This is a genomic window from Sphingobacterium deserti (genome assembly GCF_000757725.1).
Lineage (GTDB): Bacteria > Bacteroidota > Bacteroidia > Sphingobacteriales > Sphingobacteriaceae > Sphingobacterium > Sphingobacterium deserti.
Genome location: NZ_JJMU01000024.1, coordinates 1 through 24,980, shown reverse-complemented (window position 1 = coordinate 24,980; position 24,980 = coordinate 1). Strand labels below are relative to the sequence as shown.

General features: G+C 43.6%; 23 protein-coding genes. 18 read left to right on the top strand and 5 right to left on the bottom strand.

Features of this window, described 5'->3' with window-relative positions; translation table 11 throughout:
• Positions 1 to 125 precede the first annotated feature (125 nt).
• Entirely contained in the window at positions 126 to 1,118 is a 993-nt protein-coding gene (locus tag DI53_RS07350; RefSeq protein ID WP_037497225.1) for a FecR family protein, read from the bottom strand.
• An 88-nt stretch (positions 1,119 to 1,206) separates the two neighbouring features.
• Positions 1,207 to 1,779, bottom strand: coding sequence for an RNA polymerase sigma factor (locus DI53_RS07345; RefSeq protein ID WP_037497222.1), 573 nt, complete (start codon positions 1,777 to 1,779; stop codon positions 1,207 to 1,209).
• Between the two features lie 288 nt (positions 1,780 to 2,067).
• Here DI53_RS07345 and DI53_RS07340 point away from each other — a divergent pair, with 288 nt between their 5' ends.
• The 6 genes from DI53_RS07340 (at position 2,068) to DI53_RS07315 (ending at position 6,721) form a co-directional block, all read left to right on the top strand.
• Positions 2,068 to 2,463: a DoxX-like family protein gene (locus tag DI53_RS07340; protein ID WP_037497219.1), complete on the top strand. Its 396-nt coding sequence runs from the start codon at positions 2,068 to 2,070 to the stop codon at positions 2,461 to 2,463.
• Entirely contained in the window at positions 2,460 to 3,194 is a 735-nt protein-coding gene (locus DI53_RS07335; RefSeq protein ID WP_037497217.1) for a DUF2071 domain-containing protein, read from the top strand. The genes DI53_RS07340 and DI53_RS07335 overlap by 4 nt, the downstream gene beginning before the upstream one ends.
• Positions 3,185 to 3,940, top strand: coding sequence for a class I SAM-dependent methyltransferase (locus tag DI53_RS07330; protein ID WP_037497215.1), 756 nt, complete (start codon positions 3,185 to 3,187; stop codon positions 3,938 to 3,940). Before DI53_RS07335 ends, DI53_RS07330 begins: the two co-directional genes overlap by 10 nt.
• On the top strand, positions 3,924 to 4,328 hold the full coding sequence (locus tag DI53_RS07325) for a hypothetical protein (RefSeq protein WP_037497213.1): 405 nt from the start codon (positions 3,924 to 3,926) through the stop codon (positions 4,326 to 4,328). The genes DI53_RS07330 and DI53_RS07325 overlap by 17 nt, the downstream gene beginning before the upstream one ends.
• A 301-nt stretch (positions 4,329 to 4,629) precedes the next feature.
• Complete coding sequence (locus DI53_RS07320; protein ID WP_037497212.1) at positions 4,630 to 5,970, top strand: GH1 family beta-glucosidase; 1,341 nt, start codon at positions 4,630 to 4,632, stop codon at positions 5,968 to 5,970.
• A gap of 184 nt (positions 5,971 to 6,154) precedes the next feature.
• Positions 6,155 to 6,721, top strand: a complete 567-nt coding sequence (locus tag DI53_RS07315; RefSeq protein WP_037497210.1) for a DUF4256 domain-containing protein — start codon at positions 6,155 to 6,157, stop codon at positions 6,719 to 6,721.
• Positions 6,722 to 6,753: 32 nt separating this feature from the next.
• On the opposite strand, the gene DI53_RS07310 is transcribed toward DI53_RS07315, so the two are convergent.
• Together DI53_RS07310 and DI53_RS19555 are read right to left on the bottom strand one after the other, a co-directional pair.
• Positions 6,754 to 9,417 (bottom strand): carboxypeptidase-like regulatory domain-containing protein, encoded by a 2,664-nt coding sequence (locus DI53_RS07310; RefSeq protein WP_052072168.1) that lies wholly within the window; start codon positions 9,415 to 9,417, stop codon positions 6,754 to 6,756.
• A gap of 2 nt (positions 9,418 to 9,419) precedes the next feature.
• Positions 9,420 to 10,343, bottom strand: a complete 924-nt coding sequence (locus DI53_RS19555; RefSeq protein WP_052072167.1) for a GLPGLI family protein — start codon at positions 10,341 to 10,343, stop codon at positions 9,420 to 9,422.
• Between the two features lie 162 nt (positions 10,344 to 10,505).
• Between DI53_RS19555 and DI53_RS07300 the strand changes: the two genes are divergently transcribed.
• The 9 genes from DI53_RS07300 (at position 10,506) to DI53_RS07260 (ending at position 19,482) form a co-directional block, all read left to right on the top strand.
• Complete coding sequence (locus DI53_RS07300) at positions 10,506 to 10,928, top strand: hypothetical protein (RefSeq protein WP_037497209.1); 423 nt, start codon at positions 10,506 to 10,508, stop codon at positions 10,926 to 10,928.
• Positions 10,929 to 11,060: 132 nt separating this feature from the next.
• The gene (locus DI53_RS07295; protein ID WP_037497207.1) at positions 11,061 to 12,284 is read left to right on the top strand and encodes a glycosyltransferase; all 1,224 of its coding nucleotides are present in this window, start codon (positions 11,061 to 11,063) and stop codon (positions 12,282 to 12,284) included.
• Between the two features lie 208 nt (positions 12,285 to 12,492).
• Positions 12,493 to 14,229 (top strand): GMC family oxidoreductase, encoded by a 1,737-nt coding sequence (locus DI53_RS07290; RefSeq protein WP_037497205.1) that lies wholly within the window; start codon positions 12,493 to 12,495, stop codon positions 14,227 to 14,229.
• A gap of 10 nt (positions 14,230 to 14,239) precedes the next feature.
• Positions 14,240 to 14,875, top strand: coding sequence for a gluconate 2-dehydrogenase subunit 3 family protein (locus DI53_RS07285; protein WP_037497203.1), 636 nt, complete (start codon positions 14,240 to 14,242; stop codon positions 14,873 to 14,875).
• 81 nt (positions 14,876 to 14,956) lie between these two features.
• Entirely contained in the window at positions 14,957 to 15,538 is a 582-nt protein-coding gene (locus DI53_RS07280) for a MiaE family protein (protein WP_037497200.1), read from the top strand.
• A gap of 71 nt (positions 15,539 to 15,609) precedes the next feature.
• Positions 15,610 to 16,653, top strand: coding sequence for an LLM class flavin-dependent oxidoreductase (locus DI53_RS07275; RefSeq protein ID WP_338056428.1), 1,044 nt, complete (start codon positions 15,610 to 15,612; stop codon positions 16,651 to 16,653).
• 64 nt (positions 16,654 to 16,717) lie between these two features.
• Positions 16,718 to 17,581: a DUF4349 domain-containing protein gene (locus DI53_RS07270; protein ID WP_037497198.1), complete on the top strand. Its 864-nt coding sequence runs from the start codon at positions 16,718 to 16,720 to the stop codon at positions 17,579 to 17,581.
• A gap of 105 nt (positions 17,582 to 17,686) precedes the next feature.
• Positions 17,687 to 18,757: a dual-specificity RNA methyltransferase RlmN gene (gene rlmN / locus DI53_RS07265; RefSeq protein WP_037497197.1), complete on the top strand. Its 1,071-nt coding sequence runs from the start codon at positions 17,687 to 17,689 to the stop codon at positions 18,755 to 18,757.
• 35 nt (positions 18,758 to 18,792) lie between these two features.
• Positions 18,793 to 19,482: a ComF family protein gene (locus DI53_RS07260; RefSeq protein WP_037497196.1), complete on the top strand. Its 690-nt coding sequence runs from the start codon at positions 18,793 to 18,795 to the stop codon at positions 19,480 to 19,482.
• 121 nt (positions 19,483 to 19,603) lie between these two features.
• Here DI53_RS07260 and DI53_RS07255 read toward each other — a convergent pair whose 3' ends face one another.
• Entirely contained in the window at positions 19,604 to 20,008 is a 405-nt protein-coding gene (locus DI53_RS07255) for a VanZ family protein (protein ID WP_241462392.1), read from the bottom strand.
• Positions 20,009 to 20,176: 168 nt separating this feature from the next.
• Between DI53_RS07255 and DI53_RS07250 the strand changes: the two genes are divergently transcribed.
• The 3 genes from DI53_RS07250 to DI53_RS07240 all read left to right on the top strand — a co-directional run bounded on the left by DI53_RS07250 (position 20,177) and on the right by DI53_RS07240 (position 24,794).
• Positions 20,177 to 20,509 carry a PadR family transcriptional regulator gene (locus DI53_RS07250; RefSeq protein ID WP_037497195.1) on the top strand — a complete coding sequence of 111 codons (333 nt, stop codon included), beginning with the start codon at positions 20,177 to 20,179 and terminating at the stop codon, positions 20,507 to 20,509.
• 31 nt (positions 20,510 to 20,540) lie between these two features.
• A complete protein-coding gene (locus DI53_RS07245; protein WP_037497194.1) occupies positions 20,541 to 22,280 on the top strand; it encodes a PspC domain-containing protein in 1,740 nt (579 codons plus the stop codon).
• A gap of 84 nt (positions 22,281 to 22,364) precedes the next feature.
• Positions 22,365 to 24,794, top strand: a complete 2,430-nt coding sequence (locus DI53_RS07240) for a TonB-dependent receptor domain-containing protein (protein ID WP_037497193.1) — start codon at positions 22,365 to 22,367, stop codon at positions 24,792 to 24,794.
• Positions 24,795 to 24,980 lie beyond the last annotated feature (186 nt).

Below are 24,980 nucleotides of genomic sequence, written 5' to 3'. Positions count from 1 at the left end.
TAATGATACAGTTTCGGTTTTTTTAACATATATTGTATTGTTTTTTAGTAAGTGTGAGGATTTATTAAGAGACCGACCGGAGCTCGGCCAAAAGCTCCGGTCTCTTTTTTAAACAGGATTTAGGTTTACTCGATATAAACCTCCTTTCCATCGATTTTATAGGTAAATGTGTTGATTTGCTGAAGACCTTTTAGGACCTTTTTTAGTGTTGCCTCTTCAAAAGTTGCCGTAAAAAACTGCGTGTTTGCCAGATGCCTGGGAACATGCACTTGCACACCGAACCAGTTTTCCAGCTTTTGCTTAACATCATGCCAGTTGTCCCCATTAAGGATGAAAATATTGTCTTTCCAGGAACTGAAGTTTCCCACTTCGCCTTTCTCCACAGAAAGGAGTTGCTGTTCTGGATGAAAGATTAAGTGATTTCCTTTGCGTATGATCTGCCGGATGCTGCTGTCTCTTCCTGATGTAAACTCAACCGCTCCTGTATTCACCGAGAGATGGTAGGAACGATCTCCTCCTTCCAATTTGATATTGAAAGAGGTGCCAAGGACTTTATTTTTTCCTGCGGCGGTGTAAACGACAAAAGGCTGTTCCTTACGGTGTGTTACATCGAAAAATGCTTCCCCTTGGTCTAGGTATACTTTTCGTTCTGCGGCCGTATTCAGCTGCGCAGCATAACGGATTTTTGTGTTTCCATGAACGTAGATCGTGGTGCTGTCCGGTAAGGTCACTTTTACTCGCTGACCCGGTTGCGTTATTAATGTATCTTCTATTGCGAGCTGCGGAATGGTGTTCGTGAGGTGGACGCTGCGGTCTTTTTGCTCGTATAGGTAGATGCTTACTGCCCCCAAAAGGATAATAGCTGCTGCAGCATATTTCATGACTGCTTTTATTGGGGAAACCGCCTTGGGAAGCGTTACAGGCGCTGGGGCTGTCTTTGCTAGAATTTCCCTGAAGGCAGATTTGCCCATACTTTCGTCGATTTGTTCAAGACGACGTTTGTCTGCATAATCCTGATCGAACCAGTTCTCAATAATTTGTTTTTCTTCAGGATGGAGTTCTTCACGAAGATAGGCTTTGAAGATTTTTCGTAGCCGCTGCTTTTTCTGTTGATCCATATACCTATAAGATAGGCCTAGCAGAAAATCGTACTATCGAAGCTTGATTAAGAAATTATTAATAAAATATATAGAAATAATGAAGATACTAGTTGTATAAGGTCAAAACGTAGAACAATAAGCTTGCTTCCATAACCATGCGAATCTTTCGGTTTGCTGTGACTAATTGATTTTTCACCGTCTGCTCCGCTACGCCCATTTCTTGTGCTATTTCACGGATAGAATAATCCTGTTCATAATGGAGTTTGTAAATATCGCGCTGTTTTTCGGGCAGTTTCGCAATTTCATCTTGCCATTTAAGTCGCAGCTCCTTAGCCTCTAACGACGAGTCAAGAGAGTGGCTAAGTTGATCGATCGCAAGCCGATAGATATCCGTTTTTTTAGCTACGGAAAGCGATGTCTCCATTCGACGTATTATTTCGTGCTTGGTCATGCGATACAGGTAGGCTTCCAAGTTGGTTTGAATAATAAGCTGTTCACGTTTGTCCCAAAGGCGGATATAAATTTCCTGCAAGATATCTTTCGCTTCAGCTTCGTCGCGCGTCTTAGCAAGAGCCAGGTCATATACACGACGCCAGGTATGCTCGTACAAAAAGGAGAAAGCTTGCCGGTTGCCCTCTTTTACATCGCTAAAAAGCACAAGAAGTTGTCTGTCATCCATCGCAGCTTATTCTTTTCCACAAAGGTATACCTCCAACGTCAAAATAGTATTAAGAATGAGTTAATTGAGTATAAACAGCAGATATCGCATTGCGTAAAACCGTTAATGGACAAATTGGAAAGAAGCGATAACGGGCAAATGATCGGATATGGTGCCCGCATGTTTGACGACTAAAACGGAAATAGAGCATAGCAGCATCCGAGCCGCAGAAATTATTGTAGATGCTGTTCGCACTGTTAATTGTTTTCCTATATTTAAAATGTCGGTACAGCGGATCATAAGATCAACATGGCGAAAGAAAGAATATACACAGGTCTCACATATTTCATTGCAGCCGTCTGGGTGGTGAATGGTTTGTATTGCAAAGTACTGGGAGCCGTCCCCCGTCATGAACAGATTGTAGCTGAAATTTTGGGTTTGCCATATGCCAAGTTGATTACGGTTGCTATCGGCTTTTTAGAGCTTGCATTGGCTTTTTGGTTTGTTTCAAAATACAAGCAAAAAGAAAACGCATGCCTGCAAATTATTTTGGTCGCTGTAATGAATGTCATCGAATTAACGACGACACCGCAGCTACTCCTTTGGGGAAGATTTAATATCTTTTTTGCAGTAGGGTTTATTGCAATCGTATATTACCATACGTTTGTTTTGCGGGAACAGCTTGATTTAAAAGGAGAAGTATGAATTTTCTAAAAAATCATCCGTTTGCTGTGGAAGCTTTTTTCGATAGTTCGCTTGTATTTACATTTGCTGTTCCCAAAGAACAATTGGAGAAGTTTATTCCAGCGCCTTTAACGCTGGATCTTTACCAGGATAAATGGGCATTTATAGCGGTAGCTATGGTACAAACGAGGGGCTTACGGCCTAAAGGCTTCCCTCGCTTCTTCGGTAATGATTTCTTTTTGATTGGTTACCGAATCTTTGTGCGTTATACGAATAACGATCGTAAGCGGTTACGCGGCTTATACATTATTAAGTCTGAAACGGATACATATAAAATGGAACTCTTAGGCAATGTCTTTTCCCGATATAATTATACCACGACGGATATACAGCAGGATACAGCGAGCGGCATAAGAACGATACATTCGAAGCGATCTTGCTTTAGCATCTCCATTGATACGCACAATGAATTGGCTTCGCTACCTAAAGATTCTCCATTTACAGATTGGAAAGACGCACGAAAATTTGCTGGGCCATTGCCCTTTACATTCAGCAGCAGCGAAAAAGACAAATTGGTATTGATCGTTGAAGGCGTTCGCCAAGGCTGGATACCGAAACCTATTGATGTTATCGCTTATAAGTTTGACTTTTTAGATCGGCTGAATCTGAAAGATGTCGTATTAGCTAATGCCTTTGAAATTGAAAACGTACCGTATTATTGGAAGAAAGGAAAAACGGAAGTATGGAAATAAAGCGCCAAACGGGGCAAGGGTTGATTGCTATTATTCGCTTTAACTGGCCGTTTTATGCAGTTGCATGTGTATCGCTACTGGCCGCCGTAATACTGCTGTTTTACAGTTCGTTTCCGTACCCTATTTTGCTCACGATTTTTATCCTCATATTATCGTATGCGTTATCGGCCTCCTTGCTCATATCGTTTTATATTTACGATCTGTCGGAGCTGTATCAGCTTCGCTGGCTCCACGATAAAGGGCAACAGCGCGTGCTAACCGTGAATGCGGGCTTTGATGAGACCAGCAACATGATCAGAAGAAAGTTGCCAAATACAAAATTGGTAATCTGTGATTTCTACAATCCAAAGAAACATACAGAGCCCTCTATTAGGCGTGCGCGAAATGCTTTTCCACCAGATCCGGAAAGTTTATCTATAGAAACGCAAAGTTTGCCGTTCGGCAGTGAAAGCTTTGATGAGGCCTATGCGATCTTATCGGCACACGAGGTCCGAAACGAAGCGGAACGTATTCGGTTCTTTCAAGAGCTCAATCGGGTGACAAAAACATCGGGAAAGATCTATATCAACGAGCATCTATGCGACTGGAAGAATTTTTTGGCTTACACCATCGGGGTTTTTCATTTTCATTCCCGCCAAACCTGGCTGCGCACTTTCAGCGAAGCAGGTTTACATGTGGAAGCAGAAATTAAAGTAACACCTTTTTTGACCACTTTTGTTGTTCGGGGAGATGGAAATACACATTAAAGCAATAGGCATCTTATTAATCAGCCTGGCGGTGATACATGCAGCATTCCCTCGCTACTTTAAGTGGCGAGAAGAGCTCAGCACATTATCGCTGATTAATCGGCAGATGATGTGGGTTCACACCTTCTTTATCGCTTTCACTTTATTATTAACAGGCGTACTTTGTCTCCTATTTTCAACCGATCTTCAGCAGTCCAAGCTTGGCCGATTTGTCTGCTTCGGGCTGGGCCTTTTCTGGGGAATTCGCTTGCTGTTTCAGTTTTTTGTTTACTCGCCCAGCCTTTGGAAAGGGAAAAGATTTGAAACAACCATACATGTGCTGTTTTCATTGCTATGGTTATACTTTGGTGTGGTTTTCTTCTCGGTTTTCTTGACCGATGCAGTTTAGGGTTAGCTTGTGTAAACAGGAACATAACTTCATGAAAAATTAACATTTTGATTATGTTATACTTACGATATTTTTGCCGAACTTAGACATGTAAACAGGGTTGTTCAGTAAAGAATGTCAATGATGAAAAAGCTCACTTACTTCCTACAGAGAATCGTTTTTCGTTTATTTTTAAAACAGTTTTCGTCGTTTTATTCGCCTCTTCGATCGCATAAAATAAAACCGGCATAATCCACTGCATGTTAAACTTTCTAGCTAGATTCTTGTTTAAAATAGAGGTTTACAATAATCAGTACAATTCATGCAATTAACTAAGGAAGCCTTTGGCAATGATTTTGTCTGGGGCGTTTCTACTGCTGCCTATCAAATTGAGGGCGCTCATCAGCACGAAGGCAAAGGTTCGTCTATTTGGGACGTTTTCGTGCAAAAAAAGAATAAGATATTTCAAAACCACAAAGGCGATATCGCGTGCGACTTCTACAACCGCTATGTGGAAGATCTGCATCTCATGCACCGCATGCACATTAAAAACTACCGATTTTCTATTGGCTGGAGTCGAATTATACCCGATGGAACTGGCGAAATAAATAAAAAGGGAATCGACTTTTACAATAGGCTCATTGATCTTTCGCTTGAATTGGGTATTACGCCCTGGATTACTTTATATCATTGGGACTTGCCCTATGCGTTGGAGTTACGCGGCGGATGGGTAAACCGTGAAGTGAAAGACTGGTTTGGTGATTATGTCGGCATTTGTGTCAAGCATTTTGGCGATCGTGTGAAAAACTGGATGGTACTCAATGAGCCGACGGTATTCAGTGCTGCTGGATACTTCTTTGGTGTACACGCGCCTGGGAAAACAGGCCTGGAGAATTTTTTAGCCACAGCACACCATGCGTCATTGGCGCAAGCCTATGGTGGGAAAATCATAAAATCGCTACAGCAAGATAGCCGTGTGGGTACCACATTTTCCTGTTCATATGTCGAACCTTTTAGTGCCCGCGATAAAGATGTGCGCGCCGCTAAAAAAGCTGATGTGTTGCTTAACCGTCTATTTATAGAGCCGCTCCTGGGCTTGGGTTACCCCACCACGGAGATCAAAGCGCTAAAAAGGATAGAACGCTATATGCAGCAGCATGACGAGGCTGACCTACGCTTTGATATGGATTTCATAGGTTTGCAAAACTATACACGCGAGGTGATCCGTTATTCGATGTTTGTTCCCTATTTGCAGGCGAAAATAGTAACGGCGAAAGAACGGAAGGTGCCGATGACAGCGATGAACTGGGAAGTATATCCGGAGTCTATTTATCACATACTGAAGAAATTTAGCGCCTATAAAAATATACCGCCGCTGATGATTACTGAAAACGGCGCTGCTTTTCCAGACCAGGTGCTGGGCGGGGAGGTTCATGACCCCCAAAGATTAAGCTATTTGCAGGACGCGCTCCAACAGGTTCACCGGGCAAAGCAAGAGGGTGTCCAGGTCGATGGCTATTTTGTATGGACGTTTCTCGATAATTTTGAATGGGCAGAGGGTTATTATCCACGTTTTGGACTAGTGCATGTCGATTTCCAATCACAGGAGCGTATAGTGAAGTCATCAGGACATTGGTATGCCGACTTTCTCCAAGACGAATAGATTCACGAGCGTTTATTGCGGTCTTTCTAGACCGCAGAGACTTAAAAACGACGCCTAAAGTCCGTGAAAATTTAGGGTCATTTCAAAATGGTTGAATCAGGGGGATAATAATTATATTTGCTTGTGTCAACGACTAACAGACGTTGTCGTCGCTAAATATTGCCGAAAAGTAAACCACAGGAAGATGAAAAATACCAACAGCAAACTCGACCCAAACGAAGTAACGGAATTTTTAACGGTTTTAGCCGACCGCTTTCAGAACAATATGCAACGGCATGCCGATTTGGCTTGGGATGACGTGAAAAATCGTTTGGAAGCGCATCCCGATAAGCTTATCGTCTTGCTGGAAATGGAGCGGACCGAAGGAGAACCTGATGTTGTTGGTTTCGACGCGGCCACGGGAAGCTATATTTTTTATGATTGTTCAGCAGAAAGCCCGAAAGGACGTCGGAGTTTATGTTACGATCGGAAGGCATTAGATGCGCGTAAAGCAAACAAACCAGACAATTCAGCGCTAGATATGGCGGATGAGATTGGAGTATCAATCCTAACCGAAGAAGAATACAGGTACTTACAGCAGCTTGGTAACTTTGACCTCAAGACGTCGAGCTGGGTATCCACACCAGATGCTATTAGGAAGCTTGGCGGTGCCATATTCTGTGACCGACGTTACAATCAAGTGTTTACCTACCACAATGGAGCAGATTCTTACTATAGCGCTAGAGGTTTCCGTGGGGCTATACAAATTTAGCATCAGATAGATAAGATTAATATCCATTTCTATTACAGCGCAAAGATAACTTTCAAAATAGCCATACGTCCTCGCAGCTCATAGTTGTTTTGGGATTGTCGATTGGAGGAGATACTGTATGTTTGGAATGTCTTGATGTTAGCCAAATTGCTAAGATTAAGCTCCAAGTCCATTTTCCATTTCGTTATTCGGTAACGCGAGAACGCATCGACGAAAAAATAATTGAAATCGCTCTGTACAGATTGACGTGTATAGAGGTGTCTTCCGCTGATTCGGACCACAGCGCCCTTAACGGGGTAAAATGGAATGCTGATGTGCTGTGTGGCCGAAAAGATGCTGTTTCCTAGTTCTGCAAAATCGCGTTGCCGTGATAGAGACCATTGAAGACTGCCTTGGTAGGCAAAGTCAATGCGTTTCCATAGCTTGATATTTATTTGTGGAGCGAGGCCATAGCTAAAATTCTGAAAGGGTAGCAATTCGCCATTAAAAAGTTGTTTAAAATCGGTATACGACCAGTTTGTACCAAGCTTCAGTGTGCCCGATAGTGGCATCACATATTTGTCTACGCCAAGTTCCGCACTCCATGTATTTACCACGTTAGGAAGGGGAAGCAACACCGTTTGTGATATGTCATTACTGATAAGCTGGGATAGCATGGCTTCGCGATGTTGCCTACTGTATTTCAGACCAACGTTTGAAAAGAACAAATCAAATGTCCGGTTTAACCGATAATTGAAGGCAAACGCATGTGTATTGCTCTCGTTTATTTGGGCGCTGTTTTGTGATAGCGACCTGTAGTTGCGGATGATGACACCACGATATACATCTTGGATATTCCCAAAGTTGTTTGAAAAGTTGTAATTAAAATTTAATTCATCCTCGCTCCAAGCGCGGTATTTTAAGCTGAAATTCGGCAGAAAAAGCCATCGGTATTGTCGTTCATCGAGCTGATACGTGGGGTCACTGTAGCTAGTCTGCTGAAATCCAAACGGAAGTGATAGCGCTGTTTCTAAGCGGTTATTTTTCCATCCATATTCTGCATTCCCCAGATATTGTCCACGCTGCCATGCCATCGTATTTGTACTGGAATCAAGCTGCGCCAAGCTGACAACACCACGCTGCTCAATTTCAATACCAGAGCTTAGCTCTTGGCTTTCCACACTAAGGTTAACCCCATAGTATTGACTTATTTTTCCCGTCGGTGAGCGATAGCCGGATGAAATGCGCGTAAAGAAATTAGGTACGTCAAGGTTTTGTATGGTGGCATCGTAAGGCAAACTTTGATTCATGAGGTTTGGGAAAATGCCCGGCTCCAAGCGCAACGATTGCGGTTTCGATCCGTAATTTGTAAACCAGCTGAACTGTATGATCTTCCCGTTCTTTAATTCTGGCACAATTTCCAATTGGTTAGATAATCCGCGTATTAAATGGGACCGCTTCACGCCGATATGTTGTTGGTTGCTGTGTATAGTTACCCATTCGTTTTCTTTTTCATATTCTAAGGATAGCGTGTTGCTGATAAATTTCTGTTCCACATTTTTATTTGCCGATAGGCGGATCGCGGCAAGCCACTCATCCAACTCACTTCTTTGCGTTTCAGAAAAGGATACCGTTTCTTTCGGCGTAAAGAAATCCGTTTGTCCGCTGAAGTTTTGATGGCTACGGTTGTAGAGCGCTTGGATATTGGATTTAATTTGCCAATTGCGCTTTACATTAAAAAGATTATTGGTGTTAATGGCACCGCTGTTGTTAAAAAAGTAGTGATGTCTAGCAAGCGGAGGAGCAGCGACCGTACCTGACGATAGCAAGTTATTGATCGGCATTGTACCAAGGCGTGCCAACGTATTTTCTCGATTATAGCCAATTAGCTCATTGCTGAGGTCAATCCCACTGTTGTTCCCGTTCAATACATTCAACATTTTGTACTTCTTATTGAATAAGATGTTGTTCAATTCGCTTTCGTATTGGTGGGGAAGCCCTGCGCCGACTTTGGCTTCCGCCGTCATTTTCATTTTTGCATCCTCTTTAATAACCAAGTTAAGGGCTACTTGATCGGTAAAGCGCTTGTTTTTAAGTACCTTCAGGTGTTCATGATTGTTTAATACCTGTATATCCTTTACCATCTTATGCGGAATGGTGCGTGTGCCCAGCGCGTAGCGATCGTCCAGAAGATCGTCACCATCGATATAAAAATTGGAGATCTCTTTACCTTGGTATTTAATACGTCCAGATTCGCTAACTTCCATCCCCGGAAGGCGCTTAATGACATCACCGATGCTTCGATCTTCTTCTTTCGCAAACTGCCCTACATCGTAAGCCAATGTATCACCCAATCTGCGGATCATAGGTTTGCTCTTGACTTCTACATCTTCCAATAGTATCGCTTGTTCTTCCAGAGAGATGACGAAGTGTTCCGCCAGCTTGGGCAAATCAATATGATATTTTTTGTACCCCAAGTGGTTTACCTCCAAGCTGTAGCCTGCACGATCTTTGTTGAATGGGATGCTAAAAAAACCTGTAGCATCTGTACTTTTAAATGCGACAATCTTGCCGTCTGAAGATAGCATACGGATGCTGGCAGATGGAATTGCACGGCCGCTTTTGCCATCGATCAGCTGGCCTGTGATGGTGTTCTGTTGTGCCACGACAAAAGCACAACAGAACGTCCAGAATAAGATAATATGAAAGCGTAACAACCTTAAAGAATTAATTCGATCGGATTATTTGTGTTTTTCGATGGGGAATAATTTTCCGCACTTTTTATATTGATAGATTTGATTCGGTTTGCATCCAGTGTCGATGTCGAGCTGCCGCCTGCTGCGGAACTGGAACTGCGAATCGTCATCGTGGCACGACCTGTTCCCGCTGTTGGTGTGGAACCGGCACCCACACGGATTCTACCTTTTGCTTCCATGTAGGCCTGCGGGTTAGCGTGAAATGCTTCCTGTAATTTTTGCACTTCTTTCTGTGTAGATGGTTTTGCGTTTTCGGGTGCCGCAAGTGCGACGCTGCCGTTGTCTTGCTTATCGAACCCCGCATACAGCCATTGCACGTCTTTTTTTGCATCAACAACCTCCAAGATTAAGCCCGGCAAGCCGTGGAACTTCCATGGTCCAGACGAAAAGGGAAGTTCACTTGCAAACCAAGCGCTGTAGTCCCGACCTTTATAGGCCACCGTAGCTTTTTGGCAGCTATAGCCGCCAATTGTTTTCGTTTCTTCGCTTACAGTCCAATCCAACACGGGATAGTCCACATCCAACATAAAATTGTCGCCACCGATGGTGACAATCTCTTTCAAATCTTCCTTCGCAAATAAGTACGATTGCGGGATTCCCGTCGTGTTGCGCGTAATGTTTAGAATGCCGTCGAAACCGGGATCTTTCATTTGTTCATTAATTTCTTCTTGAGCGCGTGTTTTAGAGTAACTTGTATAATAACTACCCGTTGTACCAAGGTAGGTCACAACCTCGTCCCTTAGAAACTTTTCTCGTTGCGTACTATCATTCACATGGGTAAATGTATAGTGCACTTTGGCCAAAGCATGCTCCGCATCTTGGGCAGACACCCCCGTTATAGCCAGCAGGCTGAGCAGGGCATAATTGATTAAAGGTTTTATAAGCATAGTATTCAAATTATGAAGAAATCAAAGATATACGAAAATATCGTAAATATAAAATATTTTCGTTTTTGGTTCCATAGCGTTGCGCGCTAGGCGTAGAATAAGGTACAGCAATCTTTGGCACTATACTTGGTAAAACTGAGGCGGTATATTAAAAGAAAAAAGATGAAAGTGATAGCAATACAAAGAACGTGGATGCTTGTGCTGGCAGCCATATTTTCATTGGGCGTATTGTCGTGCAGCGAGGATACAGTCGATAATATTGGGCGAGATACAGCGTTAAACATTATTCGTGCGAACAAATGGTTCGATGTTATACAAACAACGACAATTTCTGGAGGCACTCCCGAAACCAAGGTGTTGGTTGGAGAAGGTGGAACACTGGAATTTAAATCGGATAACTTTGCTTATGTTTTTACCGGTGGAGAAACTGTCTCTTATCCATATACATTAGAAACGAACAAACGCATGGTATTTGATGGCAAAACATACGAGGTTCAGGAAAGCATCATTCAAACGGTAACGCGGCTTACTCTAGTGAACAACGAGGCTGGCGTGACAACAACGATCGTCTTTCGGAGAAGATAATTTATAAATACACTTAAATAATGGGAAGGGTGTGCAGGTAACTGTGCACCCTATTTGTTTGTCGAAATTTCGCCTAACTAACGGTGTATAGAAAAGTCATGAGCATCTAACAGAAATACGTACATTCGTTTCATGCAAACAGTATTGTTCATTGGCTTAGTGTGGCCGGAGCCAACATCATCGGCGGCGGGGACACGTATTATACAGCTTGTAGAATTTTTTTTGGCACAGCAGGCTACCGTTGTGTTTGCATCTGCAGCTGGTAAAACGCCGTATAGCTATCCACTGGACGAACTCGGCGTTGACATGGTCGACATACAACTCAATGATAGTAGATTTGACAGCTTTATTAGCGAGTTACAGCCACAGATTGTGGTTTTTGATCGCTTCATGATAGAGGAACAATATGGCTGGCGCGTTCGTCAGTTCTCGCCGCATTCGTTGACCATTTTAGACACCGAAGACCTGCATCTTCTACGCCAAGCCCGACAAGATGTTAGCAAAAAAAATCTGCCGTTAAACTTGTATAATGCCACGGCAAAGAGGGAAATTGCTGCCATATGGCGCAGCGACATCTCGTTGATCATTAGCAGGCAAGAGATAGAAATCCTTAAGCAGCATTTTTCAATACCCGAAAGTTTGCTTTACTACCTACCGTTCCTGGAAAATGAAATTAAGGAGCAAGAGATCCAAAACTGGAAAAGCTATAGCGCCCGAGAAAACTTTATGTTTATTGGAAATTTCCTGCATGCACCCAACTGGCATACCGTGCAGCGACTTAAACAAGAGGTATGGCCCCTCTTGAAAAAACGCTTACCAGGCGCCCAATTACATATATATGGGGCATACGCGAGTGAAAAGGTTTATCAATTGCACCAGCCCAAAGAGGGCTTTTTAATCAAAGATAGAGCAGATGATGCGCGTGAAACCATGAGCAATTACCGCGTTTTATTGGCGCCGATTGGCTACGGAGCCGGCGCTAAAGGAAAATTTGTCGATGCGATGCAAACCGGCACACCTAGCATAACCACATCTGTCGGTGCCGAGTCCATGAGTGAGAATGGCACATGGAATGGATTTATCGAAGATGATTTGTCTCTTTTTATAAGTAAAGCCGTCTTGTTGTATCAAGATCAATTAACTTGGGAGTCTGCCCAAGCTCATGGCGCAATGCTCTTGAACAGCACGTATGGGAAAACACGCATCGAACCGCTTTTTTTAACCCATATTAAGCAGCTCCTGACCTCGTTGCCTGCCCACCGGCAGCTACATTTCATCGGGGAAATTTTACATAGCCAGCAACTGAGCAGCCACAAATACATGTCCTTATGGATTGAGGCAAAAAACAAAGTCTGACAGGACGTATCACCGAGTTACAGGTCTTAGCTATCGATCATACCAACGCGTGTCGCTAAGCTTCATACCGCCAGCGTATCAAAAAAGATACGTGGACCTGTGCTTGCGCAATCAAAACCTTTTCTCTATATTTATCTTTAGCTAAATGGTATTAGTTGCTAGCAACTTACCCATTTAAACCTTTATCGTTTATCATTGAGAAGAGATTATGACCGATTATCAAATAAAAGAAAATGCAGAGATGTATGATGCCATTGTCGTGGGATCTGGGGCAGGCGGAGGTATGGCGGGCTATATACTCGCGCATGCGGGGCTTAAAGTACTGATGCTGGAAGCGGGGCCTTTTTTCGATCCTGCAAAGGACGCTTTACAATTACGCTGGCCATGGGAATCACCTCGTAGAGGCGCTTCAACGACCCGCCCTTTCGGCGATTTTGATGCCGCTTTCGGTGGCTGGCAGCTTGACGGGGAGCCGTATACGACCGTCGCAGGAACCGAGTTTGAATGGTTTCGTGCGCGGATGCTCGGCGGCAGAACAAATCACTGGGGACGGATTTCCCTGCGTATGGGGCCTGATGATTTCAAACCTACCGATGGCGTCACGGAAGCGTGGCCTATAACGTATGATGAGGTTAAGCCTTTTTACGATCGCGTAGACCGAATGATCGGTGTGTACGGCACAGTTGAGGGTATTCGCAATGAACCGGACGGGATTTTTATGAAACCGCCAAAGCCTCGCCTGAATGAACTCTTTATCGCGAAAGGCGCTAAGAAAGCTGGCGTGCCTGTTATACCTGGTCGTGGATCTGTTTTAACGGAAGCTTCGCCAGACATCAAAGGCCGTGGTACATGTTTCTATTGCGGGCAATGTGGTCGCTCCTGTAAGGTGTATGCCGATTTCTCATCGTCTTCTTGTTTGGTTATGCCAGCAATGAAAACGGGAAATCTAAAGGTCATAGACAATGCCATGGTACGCGAGGTACTGACTAATGATGAAGGAGTTGCCATTGGTGTTTCTTATGTAAACACCACCGATATGCAGGAATATGCGGTAAAAGGGAAAACCGTCATCCTAGGGGCCAGTGCTTGCGAAAGTGCTCGTATCATGCTTAACTCAAAATCATCAGCGCACCCTGGTGGCGTAGGAAACAGCAGCGGACTTGTAGGACGCTACTTACACGACTCTACGGGAGCAAGTCTTTCCGGATTTCTTCCTCAGCTTTTGGATCGTAAACGCTACAACGAAGACGGTGTAGGGAGTGTTCATATTTATTCACCTTGGTGGGAGGATAATTCTAAATTGACGTTTCCGCGGGGTTACCATATTGAATATGGAGGAGGTTTACATATGCCATCTTATGGTTTCACAAATTGGGTGCCTAACGTCAATGGTAAAGTGCCCGGAAAGAATGGTGAGAAAAAGGCCGCTGGCGGATATGGTAAAGGCCTCAAGGATGACTATAGACGTTTTTACGGCGCTAATGTCGGTATGGCAGGTCGCGGAACCGCGCTTGCCAGAAAAGATAACTACTGTGAGATAGACCCCACACGCGTGGATAAGTTTGGTATCCCTGTGCTGCGTTTTAACTATAAATGGGCAAATGATGAAATCGCGCAAGCGAAGCACATGCAGGAAACCTTTCAATCGATCATGCATGAGATGGGCGCAATCATTACATCAGAAATACCGGGTGCTGACACGCTGTATGGACTAGAGGCTCCCGGCAAGATTATTCATGAGGGCGGTACGACACGGATGGGCAATGATCCTAAACTGTCCGTGCTGAACAAATGGGGACAGGCGCACGACTGTAAAAATCTTTATGTGGTAGATGCCGGTCCATTTGTGCAACAAGGGGATAAGAACCTTACCTGGACAATCTTGGCATTGTCCATGCGCACAGCAGAATATATTTTGGAAGAAAAGAAAAAATTGAATAGCTAAGAATATCGAGATGAACAGAAGAGATTCATTAAAGGCTTTGGGGCTTATCGCTGCTGGTTCAGGCGTATTGGCAACAGCTTGTAAGAATGACAAAGCAAAAGATGCGACCTCCGTCGCCGATGCTGATAAATTGCCCGGCGTACAAGACTTCGAACATGAACGTAATAAACAACTACAGGCAGAGAAATTTTTTACCGATCATGAGATGGCTACCATCACGGTTTTAGCGGACATCATCATCCCGAAGGATGAAACATCCGGTAGCGCATCTGAAGCTGGGGTGCCGGATTTCATTGAGTTTATGGTGAAAGATTTGCCGGATAACAAAATTCCAATGCGAGGCGGTTTGAAGTGGATGGATGTACAGTGCCAAAAGCGCTATGGCAATGCCTTTATCAAATGTAAAGAGGAAGATCAACTGGCCTTAATTGATGAAATAGCCTACCCAGAAACGGCAAAACCAGCCATGCAGCAGGGCGTTGCTTTCTTTGCGCTTATGCGCAACTTTACAGCCTCTGGTTTTTTTACCAGTGAAATGGGCGTGAAAGATATTGGCTATGCAGGAAACAGGCCCGGCGTGTGGAACGGCGTGCCAGCGGATGTCTTGAAGACATATGGTTTCGATACAGAGGCTTTTTTCGGCTAGGTAAAAAGCCAGTTGTAATACCACACTTTGCCCACTGCGAACTGTTTTTCGTATCTTTGAGGAAAAACGAAATCTAAAGATATGTTAGGTTTAAAACTATTGACAGACCCGCGGTGGGCAAATATTGCCGAATCCAATCTCGGCGAAATATTGACTGACCACGCTTGGTGTGAGCAAAAGGCGGCCTCAAATGCCATTATGCTCATTACACAAAACCCCGAATACGAGGATTTAGTGCATGAATTGACAGCGATTGCTATCGAAGAGATGCAGCACTTCCAAATGGTTATCGATATTATCAAAGAACGTGGTTACACATTAGGGCGCGAGCGTAAAGATGATTACGTGGGTCGTTTGCTGAAATTTGCAAAGAAAGATGGCTCCAGAAACCAGGCTTTCATCGACCGGCTCCTGTTTGCGGCGATGATCGAAGCGCGTAGCTGCGAACGTTTCCGCGTGCTCTCCAAAAACATTAAAGACGAAAATTTAGGGAAGTTTTACTACGACCTGATGGTTTCCGAGGCTAATCATTATACTACTTTCCTCAATTTTGCAAAGAAATATACCGTTGATGTGGATGTCGACAAGCGCTGGCAGGAATGGCTGGATTTTGAGGGAGACCTTATCCAAAGTTACGGCACGAAAGAATATATCCACGGATAAGAACTTCTTGATGTAGGTCAATGTTCTTGGAAAATAATGCGCGTACTTTTGTATAAGAAAGGAAACTAAATATGATTGAATTAGGAATAGGCATGTTTGGGGATGTGCAAATTGATCCCTCAACAGGAAAAATACAGCCGGCTGCAGAGCGTATGCAGCAAATTGTTGCAGAAGTAAAACTGATGGATGAAGTTGGTGTCGACTTCTTCGGTATAGGCGAACACCACCGTGAAGATTACGCAGTAGCATCTCCAGAAATTATATTGGCTGCAGCCGCAACAATAACCAAGAACATCAAACTTGGAAGCGCGGTGTCGGTATTAAGCTCGGCTGATCCGGTTAAACTTTTTCAGGATTTTTCGACGGTGGATCTTTTGTCTAACGGCCGCGCAGAACTGATGGCGGGGCGGGGCTCTTTTATTGAATCGTTTCCTTTGTTTGGTTACGATTTAAAAGATTATGCCGAACTTTTCGATGAAAAACTGGAATTGCTGACCCGCTTAAACAAGCAAGATACCATTACTTGGTCGGGTAAATTCAGAAAACCGTTGATCAATCAACAAATCTTTCCACGTCCGGTAAATAATAGCTTGCCTATATGGGTTGCAGTAGGCGGTACAACATCATCTGTAATTCGTGCCGCGCGTTTAGGATTGCCGGTCATGTTTGCGATCATTGGTGGTGCACCGGAAAACTTCAAGCCTTTGTTCGAAATGTATCAGCAGTCATGGGTAGACAATGGGCATGATATTAAAGATTTTCAGGTAGGCGTTCACATGCATGCTTTTTTCGGAGAAAATAGCAAGGCTGTAGCCGATCAGTATTACCCAATCTATGCGGCACAGATGAATCGTATTGGGGCGTCACGCGGATGGCCGCCTTATCAACGTTCGCAGTATGATTTTGGAAGGTCCATTCACGGCCACCTCGTCGTCGGCGATGTCAATCAATCCGTCGAACAGATTTTGCATACGATTGAAATGTTTGGCTTAACACGCTTTTCAGCACACATGGATGTGGGAAGCCCTGACCATAAAGATATGATGAAATCCATCGAACTGTATGGAACGCAGATCATTCCAAAAGTTAAGGAAGCGTTGAAAAAGGCAGAATAAATTATTTTTCAACTTTTATGGAATAGCGGAAAAAGCTGCATCTTTATAACTAAAATAGATCGTTATGAGAAAGCAATCTTTTCCGCTATTTGCATTTTGTGCGCTACTGATAGCTTGCAACAAATCACCAGAAGTGGCTAATGAAGCTCCTGTAGCAGAAGTCAGCGTAACAGGCGATGCCGCAGCCGATGCCCAAGGGGTTCGACAGATGAGCCAAAGTGCCCCCTCCAATCAGGAAAACCCCTCGGCGGTGCTTGGCTCTATTCCGCAAACGAAGAAAATTATCCGTAGTGGGAATCTCGCAATCGAATCAAAGGATATTGCCAAGAGCAAGGCGACACTCGACGCGCTTTGCAAAAGACTTTCTGGCTATTATGAACAGGAAACACTCACCAATAGCGGAAGTTACAGTAGCTATTCCTTAGTAGTTCGCATTCCAGCCAATCAGCTCGATCAATACTTAAAGGCTATTGAGCAAGGCGATGATAAACTTACAGAACGATCCCTGCGAAGCGAAGATGTGTCTTTGCAGTATTTCGATACCGAATCTCGGTTGAAAAGCAAGAGGTCCTACTTGGAACGGTACCAACAAATGGTTGCACAAGCCAAGAACGTAAAAGAACTGCTCGAAATTCAAGAACAAATCCGGCAGCTACAAGAAGAAATTGATAGCCAGGAAAATGTAATGCGTAGCTTGAGAGACCAGGTCAATTTCAGCTCGATAGCCATACAACTATTCGAATATCAGGCAAATTCGCCAATGGGTAGTCAAGGTTTTTGGATCCGTCTGAAACAAGCCTTAGCAGACGGCTGGCGCTTAACCGCGGGAATTTTCTTAACAGTGATTAGCTTATGGCCAATATTTATTGTGTTCGGCCTCCTCTTTTTTGGTTGGCGAAAATATAGGAATAGCAAAAGCAGACAATAGGCGTACGTTGTCTATCAGAATGGAAGATCCTGATAGATAACGTATTCTTACAAAAGAAGGACGAACTGCCATGTGACGCTTATTAAATTTGCTTATCTTTGCATCGTGGAAAAGCAGAGTAAATTGATCGATATCAGAAGTCTAAGTTTGTCAGAGTTGAAGGATAAGCTGACGGCAATGGGTGAGCAGGGCTTTCGGGCAAAGCAGGTGTTTGAATGGTTGTGGGTGAAATCCTGTACAGACTTTGATCAAATGAGCAACCTCAGTAAGTCACTACGGGAAACGCTGAAACAACACTTCGTTATTCGCGCGGTGCAGGTGAAGCAGTCACAAATCAGTTCAGACCGGACTATAAAAAGTAGTTTCACACTTTATGATGGCAATATCATCGAGGGTGTTTTAATTCCCACGCCAGATAGAATGACCGCTTGTGTGAGCTCTCAAGTGGGATGTAGTTTAACCTGCAAGTTCTGCGCGACAGGCTATATGGATCGTAAGCGAAATCTCCAACCGGATGAAATTTACGATCAGGTTGTACTGATCGCAAAACAAGCAGAGGAAAAATACCAGCAGCCGCTCACCAACATTGTATATATGGGCATGGGTGAGCCTTTGCTGAACTACAGCGGGATGATGAAATCCGTGGAACGTATCACGGCGCCTGATGGCTTGAACATGGCTGCTAAACGCATCACTGTATCCACCGCTGGGATCGCTAAGATGATTAAAAAATTGGGCGATGATGAAGTGAGGTTCAACCTTGCACTCTCTTTGCACGCCGCTAATGATAAAAAGCGAAATGAGATTATGCCCATCAACGAGCAAAACTCTTTGCAAGCATTAGCAGAGGCGCTAAAATACTATTACGCCAAAACGAAAAATGCCGTCACATTCGAATATATTGTATTCCATAATTTCAATGACGAGATTCAGGATGCAAAAGAACTTGCTAAGTTTTGTAAGCATGTGCCCTGCAAAGTCAACATCATCGAGTACAATCCAATCGCATTGGCCGATTTTGTGAATGCTGAAGCGGATAAGATAGATCAATTTGCTGAATACCTACGTGGCCAGGGCGTAATTACGAATGTGAGACGCAGCCGTGGTAAAGATATAGATGCGGCATGCGGGCAACTCGCTATTAAAGAAGAGGATGCGAATTTGGTAGCTGATTAAAAATCAGTACATTTGCATATACCAATCGCGGGCCTATGCAAATCAGACGTCATTGGGATAGCTTCGTGTCTATCCTATTTCCTCCTTTATGCGCATCTTGCGAAAATGTATTGCTACATCAGGAAGAGTTTCTTTGTTCCTACTGCCAGTTTCACCTTCCGGTTAATGACCACTATCTATTTTCCAATAATGAGGCCATGCGCCGCATACAATATCAAGCTACTATCGAAATGGCTGCGGCTTTTCTTTCGTTCTCAGAATCGTCATTGGTTCAGACCCTAATGCATAAATTGAAATATGAGAATGAGCTACAGGTAGGCCTATACCTAGGAAGTGAGTTCGGTCATCAGCTTTTAACATCACCGCACTTCAGGGACATAGATGTTGTTATTCCCGTTCCACTACATCCGAAAAAGAAGAAAAGTCGTGGATACAATCAATGTGACAGTGTGGCTCAGGGGATAGCATCAATATTAAAACTGCCGGTAAATACAATTGACTTCGTTCGGCTACTGAATAATCCAAGCCAAACCAACATGCACAGAATGGAGCGTTATGATAATGTCGAAAATATATTCAGGTGCCTAAATCCAACAGCGTTTGAGGGTAAACATGTGCTGTTGGTGGATGATGTCCTCACCACAGGGGCAACGATTGGATCTGCTGCGCGCTGCCTAAATAGCGCTGGATGCCGTGTATCTGTTGCTACGCTTGCCATGGCTTAAGGTATCTCCTGCCCGTTTACAGCAATTGGCATGCATATTTGCTATAAATAGAACGCAGAACAAGAGTTGTTTCTAGGTAAATGGCATGCGAGAAATCATCGATCGGCGCTAGCTTTTCCAATTAATAAGCTTGCTTCCTCTGGTGTAAAAGAAGGTAGCTTAATAAAGCCATACCGATGCCCATGTAATCTGCGAAAATATCCCACCAATCTGCCATTCTTCCAAATGAAAAATACAGTTGTATGGCCTCCGTACCAAAGGCCAGCGCGCTTGTAATGATTAAGACAATGAAAAATGTCTTGAACTTGGAACCTCTTCCTTTACCTTGTAAAATCCCCCCTCTTAATAGCAAAGTGGTAAATACAAAGAAAAAACCGCAGTGCGCAAGTTTGTCAAAGCCTTCGAAATAATTTGTATTAGGTAAATCGCTAGAAGGGAGCCCCATTAAGAGTAACATCAGAATACCCCACAGGATGGCTAAAGAATAGTTGTATAAGAATCGCAACATCAGCCATAAAAATCGCATTAATTATGCAACTTTCAAATTTTCCGATTAAAAAAGTCCCATTAACGCCACATTCATCCATTTTTAAGATACAAATTAAATATTTGTTGCTGATTAACAGTGCTTTATAAATTAATACAGTACTATGTATTGCATAGTACGATACAAAACATATATCTTTGTATTGTTATGATAGCTGAAAATACACAAACCCAAATGAGGAAGGGAATACTGGAGTACTGTATTCTTTCTATAATTTCCCGCGGGGAGATATATGCATCAGATATTATTGCTGAGCTAAAAAAGGCACAATTGTTAGTTGTGGAGGGCACCTTATATCCGCTCTTAACCCGGTTAAAAAATAATGGACTTTTAAGTTACAACTGGCAGGAATCCACCTCGGGTCCACCAAGAAAATATTATGAAATAACGGGCGAGGGGCGAGATGTGTTGGCAAAGCTTGATGTCACATGGAGAGAGCTTTTGTTTGCTGTACAAACATCGTTAGAAGGCAGGAATTAAACAATCACTAATCTACTATATAAACAGAGTCATGAATAAGACAATCATCATAAACATAAACAGCATTGTTTTCCACATAGAGGAAGATGCATATGAAACGCTGCGGTCGTATATGATCGACATCAAAAAGCATTTTGGCAATACCGCTGAAAGTAAGGAAATCCTTGAAGATATTGAAAATCGTATCGCCGAGATGTTTAACGAGCGCATCCAAACGGGGCGTAAAGAGGTAATCAATCTTGAAGATGTGCAACAGGTCATCGCACGCATGGGGAGCGTTAGTGACTTTGAGCAGAGTGAAGATGCGGGTGACGGTGTAAGCGAGGAGCAAGCTACGAATGCGCCAAGAACGGACAATTTAGGACGTAAACTCATGCGTGACCCGGATGATAAAGTCCTGGGTGGTGTATGTAGCGGCTTAGCGCATTATTTTGGTATGGAGCCGAAATGGCTTCGGATACTGCTGGTCCTATTCGTGCTGATTGGTGGTTCCGGCTTTTTAGTCTATGTTATTTTGTGGATTGTCATGCCTGTCGCAGAAACCCGGGCTGATAAAATGGCTATGCGCGGCGAAGTTCCTAACCTGCAAAACTTCAAGAAGTCATTCGACGAAGAAGTTAAAAATTTCTCTAGCGAATTTGCAGGTGCCAGCGAACATATTGGCAGAGGCGCGCGTACAGCCAGCAACGCACTCGGCGGATGTCTTGGTGCCATCGGGAAATTGATCGCGTGGTTGATGCTTATCTTTACGGGAATAAATATATTTGGCCTCGTTATCTTTTACGTGTTCAACCTCATGAACCTTTTCGGTCTGGAAAACCCGATATTGTTTCCTCCGCTGGCGGTTTTGGCTACGGATGATGCTTTTATAGCGCTGACCTTCGGTTTTCTAGCGACAACCATTCCCTTCCTAGCACTTTTCTTATGGCTCATTCGGGTGTTGTTCAAAACGGATAAGGTAAATAACTATTTATCCTTGACCATGTTCGCAACTTGGATTGTCTCTATCGTTGGTGTTATTTATTATTGCATTTATGCCTCGCAAGATTTTCGGGAGAAAAGCACCATCAATGTTCAAAAAAATATTACAACGCAAAAGGTCTACCATTTCAGCGAAAAAGATGTTCGGATCTTGGATGCCAGCGAAAAGGACTCTTTACGTTCAAAATTTAATATTAAAATTGATGGCCAAGATTTGCGGAACTATTTGCATAATAACATCGGTATCACGTTTGAAAGTTTGGATTCTTTGGCGCAGCCCTATATACAATATAATTATTCCGCAAAGGGTAAGACGTATCAATTAGCTGCTGAACGCGCGAAGGGTATTGGGTATGAAGCGGTGCAAGAAGGACAAACCATCTTATTTCCGAGCCATTTCCTATTACAGAAAAATACGCTCGATCGTGATCAATATGTCGGCGTAACCGTGTACCTGCCTCGCGGAGCGAAGGTAGTGCTGGAACGCAGCATAGAGCATAAGCTGCGTGACGTTTCCTATTGGGAATGCCTCAATAACTATGCTGATCAAGATCACCAAAAATATACCGAATGGACCATGTCTTCGACAGGATTGGTTTGTGCGCAAGCTGAACCGGAAAAGGACGACGATGATGATGATGAAAAGAAAGAAGCGGTTGAAAAAACGACTAAAGTGGAGGAAGAGCAAACTACACAACGCGATTCTGTCATCACGATTGACGGTTCCAATGTCACTATCGAGGTAAAAGATAAAAACTTGAAAATTCAGAACAAAAATTCCAAAATTTAAACCTTTTTTCTAAACGCACAAATACACTTTCTCTGCAATGGGCAATGTTTAGACAGCCCATTGTAGAGTGATTATGCATCTCCTATGAAGAATTTATACCGCTATATTACCTTAAATATTTGTTTTCTTTTGCTCATCGCACCTGCCTTGAAAGCCCAGCAACTTCCAAAGGGTGAAGTCCGTGGAGCCGTGTTTTCCGTCGTAAACGAGCCTCTTGCAAATGTGTCTATCTATTTGTTGATGCCGACCTCGGAAGCCGTCATTAAAACAGGTGTCACGGATGCTACGGGCAACTACCTGATCAAAAATGTTCCGACAGGCGAGTTTATCTTGCAAGCCACTGCCGTTGGCCATGAAGTTTTTAGATCTGCACCCATTAAGGTTGACGGCAACTTGGTACGGATGGATAGTATCACGCTTGTCGTGCAAGCGCAATCTATTGGTAATGTTACTGTGGAAGGCCGCGCGCCACTTGTGCAACAACGCGATGGCAAACTGATCTTGAACGTGGAAAACTCTACCCTCGCTGCCGGAAACAACGCCTTGGAAGTGTTGCAGCGTGCGCCGGGTGTAAGTGTAGACAAAGATGAAAATCTACAGTTGATGGGGCAAGCCGGAGTAAACGTCACCATAGATGGCCGCCAAACTTTTATGACGGGTGAGCAATTGGCAACCTTCTTGAAGGCGATGAATGGCGACCAAATAAAAAGTATAGAAGTAAGTACGGTACGAAGTGCTCGTGATGATGCAGAAGGATCTGTTGGAACGATCAACATTGTGCTGAAGAAAAATAGATTGGAAGGCTTTAATGGAACATTTTTAGCAAGCGCTGCACAAGGGGAGTTTTTCCGCGGGAACTCATCCCTGACATTGAGCTACAAAAAAAACAACACCAGTGTGTTTGGTACGTATGGCTTTACGCGCAATAAGCGGCAGTTTGATTTGGACTTGATGCGCACCATTGCGTCTGAAGAGACAACCCGTGTTTTTGATCAGGAGGCATCTCTTGTCGAAACCAATAAGACACACAATTACAAGTTCGGCATCGAACAAAAAACATCGGACAGAAATACGCTGTTGCTGCAGTTTTCCGGCGATAACGATGATGAACAATCGTTAAACAGAAGCGTAACAAATATAGGCGCTCGGCAAGGTACTGCAGATTCTGTGTTGAACACTATTACGAACAGTAGAACACCTTTTAACCGATATTCTGTAAACTTAAATAACGAATTTAGATTGGATACTTTGGGAGGGAAGCTCGTATTCGATGCAGACTGGAGTGCATTTCGGAACCGGTCGGATATCAACTACGATTACCAGACATTTTTTCCAAACGGGGGGCTTATCTACGCACCGGAATACTGGCGGACAGCGATGCCTGTCAACATTGATATCTACGTAGGCAGACTGGATTTCGTGAAAAATATAGCGAAAGGTAAATTTGAATCTGGGATTAAATACAGCCGTGTCAAGTCTGATAATAATCTAGCTTTTGAAGAGTTTGTCGACGAGCAGTGGCAACGCTTTCCGCGTAGACAAAACCATTTTGTATATACTGAACAAATAGCAGCAGCCTATGTTGATTATAGCCGCGAATTTGGAAAAGCGAGTGTAAAGCTTGGCGTCCGTGCGGAACATACCACATCGAATGCACATTCTATAACGACGGATACGATCAACAAACGCAGCTACCTGGACTTCTTTCCGTCGGTAAGCACGTCTTACAGTTTCAATGAAAATAATATCCTGTCATTAAGTTACGCCCGCAAAATATCTCGGCCAAACTATCGGTATTTAAACCCTATGCCCTATTATATTGACAAGTTTACCTATACGCTGGGAAATCCATTCTTAATGCCGCAGTACACCGATGGCTTTACACTGAACTACACCTTGATGAAGATGTTCAATTTCACGCTGGGCACAGATATTACCCATGATGCGATGGTAGAGAGTCTCGGGCAGGATGAGGAAACGGGTGAATCTTGGATAAAGCAGGAAAACCTTGCCCAAACTGTTACATCATACCTCAATGTCAATGCGCCTGCACGTATCGGAAAAATCTGGTCTATGAACAATAATCTTACGGGTATCTATATGCATTTCACCGGGCCTATAGCAGGAGATGTCGTTGATCAAGGGTCTGTATTTTTTCAAGGCCGCAGCACAAACAATTTTACACTAGGTAAAGGATTTACGGCCGAGCTTTCTGTCAATTACAACAGTTCGTTTCTGTATAATGTCTATAAGATTCATGCGCGCTGGGGTACCGATTTAGGTGTTAACTATAACTTCAAAGACAAACGAAGCTCGCTGAAATTAGCAGGTACCGACATATTCCGTACGCAGAAGAACAATGTATCGACTAACTTCGGTCGCTTTGACTCGCAATTTAGGCAGTACAACGACAACCGTGTTCTCCGCTTAACCTATACCTATAAATTTGGAAACCTCAAACAGCAGACACGCCGAAATAACGCAGAATCCGAGGAGAAAAGCAGAGCGATGTAGTATATAGAATTGCGTAGTGTGTATTGCGTAATGCGAAAATCAGCGTCTTTGCGAGCCAGAGGAACGATGGCGCGGCAATCTTTCGGCTAACGAAGTGACAGCGAACTCGAATGGATTGTAGTATGTAGTAACTTAGTACATAGAAAAGTTTTGGTTGCTCAGAGATTGCAGGAATCATTATTAACT

Coding starts and splice junctions, on each gene's coding strand:
- DI53_RS07350 (WP_037497225.1), bottom strand. CDS start 1,118: ATGGATCAACAGAAAAAGCAGCGGCTACGAAAAATCTTCAAAGCCTAT.
- DI53_RS07345 (WP_037497222.1), bottom strand. CDS start 1,779: ATGGATGACAGACAACTTCTTGTGCTTTTTAGCGATGTAAAAGAGGGC.
- DI53_RS07340 (WP_037497219.1), top strand. CDS start 2,068: ATGGCGAAAGAAAGAATATACACAGGTCTCACATATTTCATTGCAGCC.
- DI53_RS07335 (WP_037497217.1), top strand. CDS start 2,460: ATGAATTTTCTAAAAAATCATCCGTTTGCTGTGGAAGCTTTTTTCGAT.
- DI53_RS07330 (WP_037497215.1), top strand. CDS start 3,185: ATGGAAATAAAGCGCCAAACGGGGCAAGGGTTGATTGCTATTATTCGC.
- DI53_RS07325 (WP_037497213.1), top strand. CDS start 3,924: ATGGAAATACACATTAAAGCAATAGGCATCTTATTAATCAGCCTGGCG.
- DI53_RS07320 (WP_037497212.1), top strand. CDS start 4,630: ATGCAATTAACTAAGGAAGCCTTTGGCAATGATTTTGTCTGGGGCGTT.
- DI53_RS07315 (WP_037497210.1), top strand. CDS start 6,155: ATGAAAAATACCAACAGCAAACTCGACCCAAACGAAGTAACGGAATTT.
- DI53_RS19555 (WP_052072167.1), bottom strand. CDS start 10,343: ATGCTTATAAAACCTTTAATCAATTATGCCCTGCTCAGCCTGCTGGCT.
- DI53_RS07300 (WP_037497209.1), top strand. CDS start 10,506: ATGAAAGTGATAGCAATACAAAGAACGTGGATGCTTGTGCTGGCAGCC.
- DI53_RS07295 (WP_037497207.1), top strand. CDS start 11,061: ATGCAAACAGTATTGTTCATTGGCTTAGTGTGGCCGGAGCCAACATCA.
- DI53_RS07290 (WP_037497205.1), top strand. CDS start 12,493: ATGACCGATTATCAAATAAAAGAAAATGCAGAGATGTATGATGCCATT.
- DI53_RS07285 (WP_037497203.1), top strand. CDS start 14,240: ATGAACAGAAGAGATTCATTAAAGGCTTTGGGGCTTATCGCTGCTGGT.
- DI53_RS07280 (WP_037497200.1), top strand. CDS start 14,957: ATGTTAGGTTTAAAACTATTGACAGACCCGCGGTGGGCAAATATTGCC.
- DI53_RS07275 (WP_338056428.1), top strand. CDS start 15,610: ATGATTGAATTAGGAATAGGCATGTTTGGGGATGTGCAAATTGATCCC.
- DI53_RS07270 (WP_037497198.1), top strand. CDS start 16,718: ATGAGAAAGCAATCTTTTCCGCTATTTGCATTTTGTGCGCTACTGATA.
- DI53_RS07260 (WP_037497196.1), top strand. CDS start 18,793: ATGCAAATCAGACGTCATTGGGATAGCTTCGTGTCTATCCTATTTCCT.
- DI53_RS07255 (WP_241462392.1), bottom strand. CDS start 20,008: ATGCGATTTTTATGGCTGATGTTGCGATTCTTATACAACTATTCTTTA.
- DI53_RS07250 (WP_037497195.1), top strand. CDS start 20,177: ATGATAGCTGAAAATACACAAACCCAAATGAGGAAGGGAATACTGGAG.
- DI53_RS07245 (WP_037497194.1), top strand. CDS start 20,541: ATGAATAAGACAATCATCATAAACATAAACAGCATTGTTTTCCACATA.
- DI53_RS07240 (WP_037497193.1), top strand. CDS start 22,365: ATGAAGAATTTATACCGCTATATTACCTTAAATATTTGTTTTCTTTTG.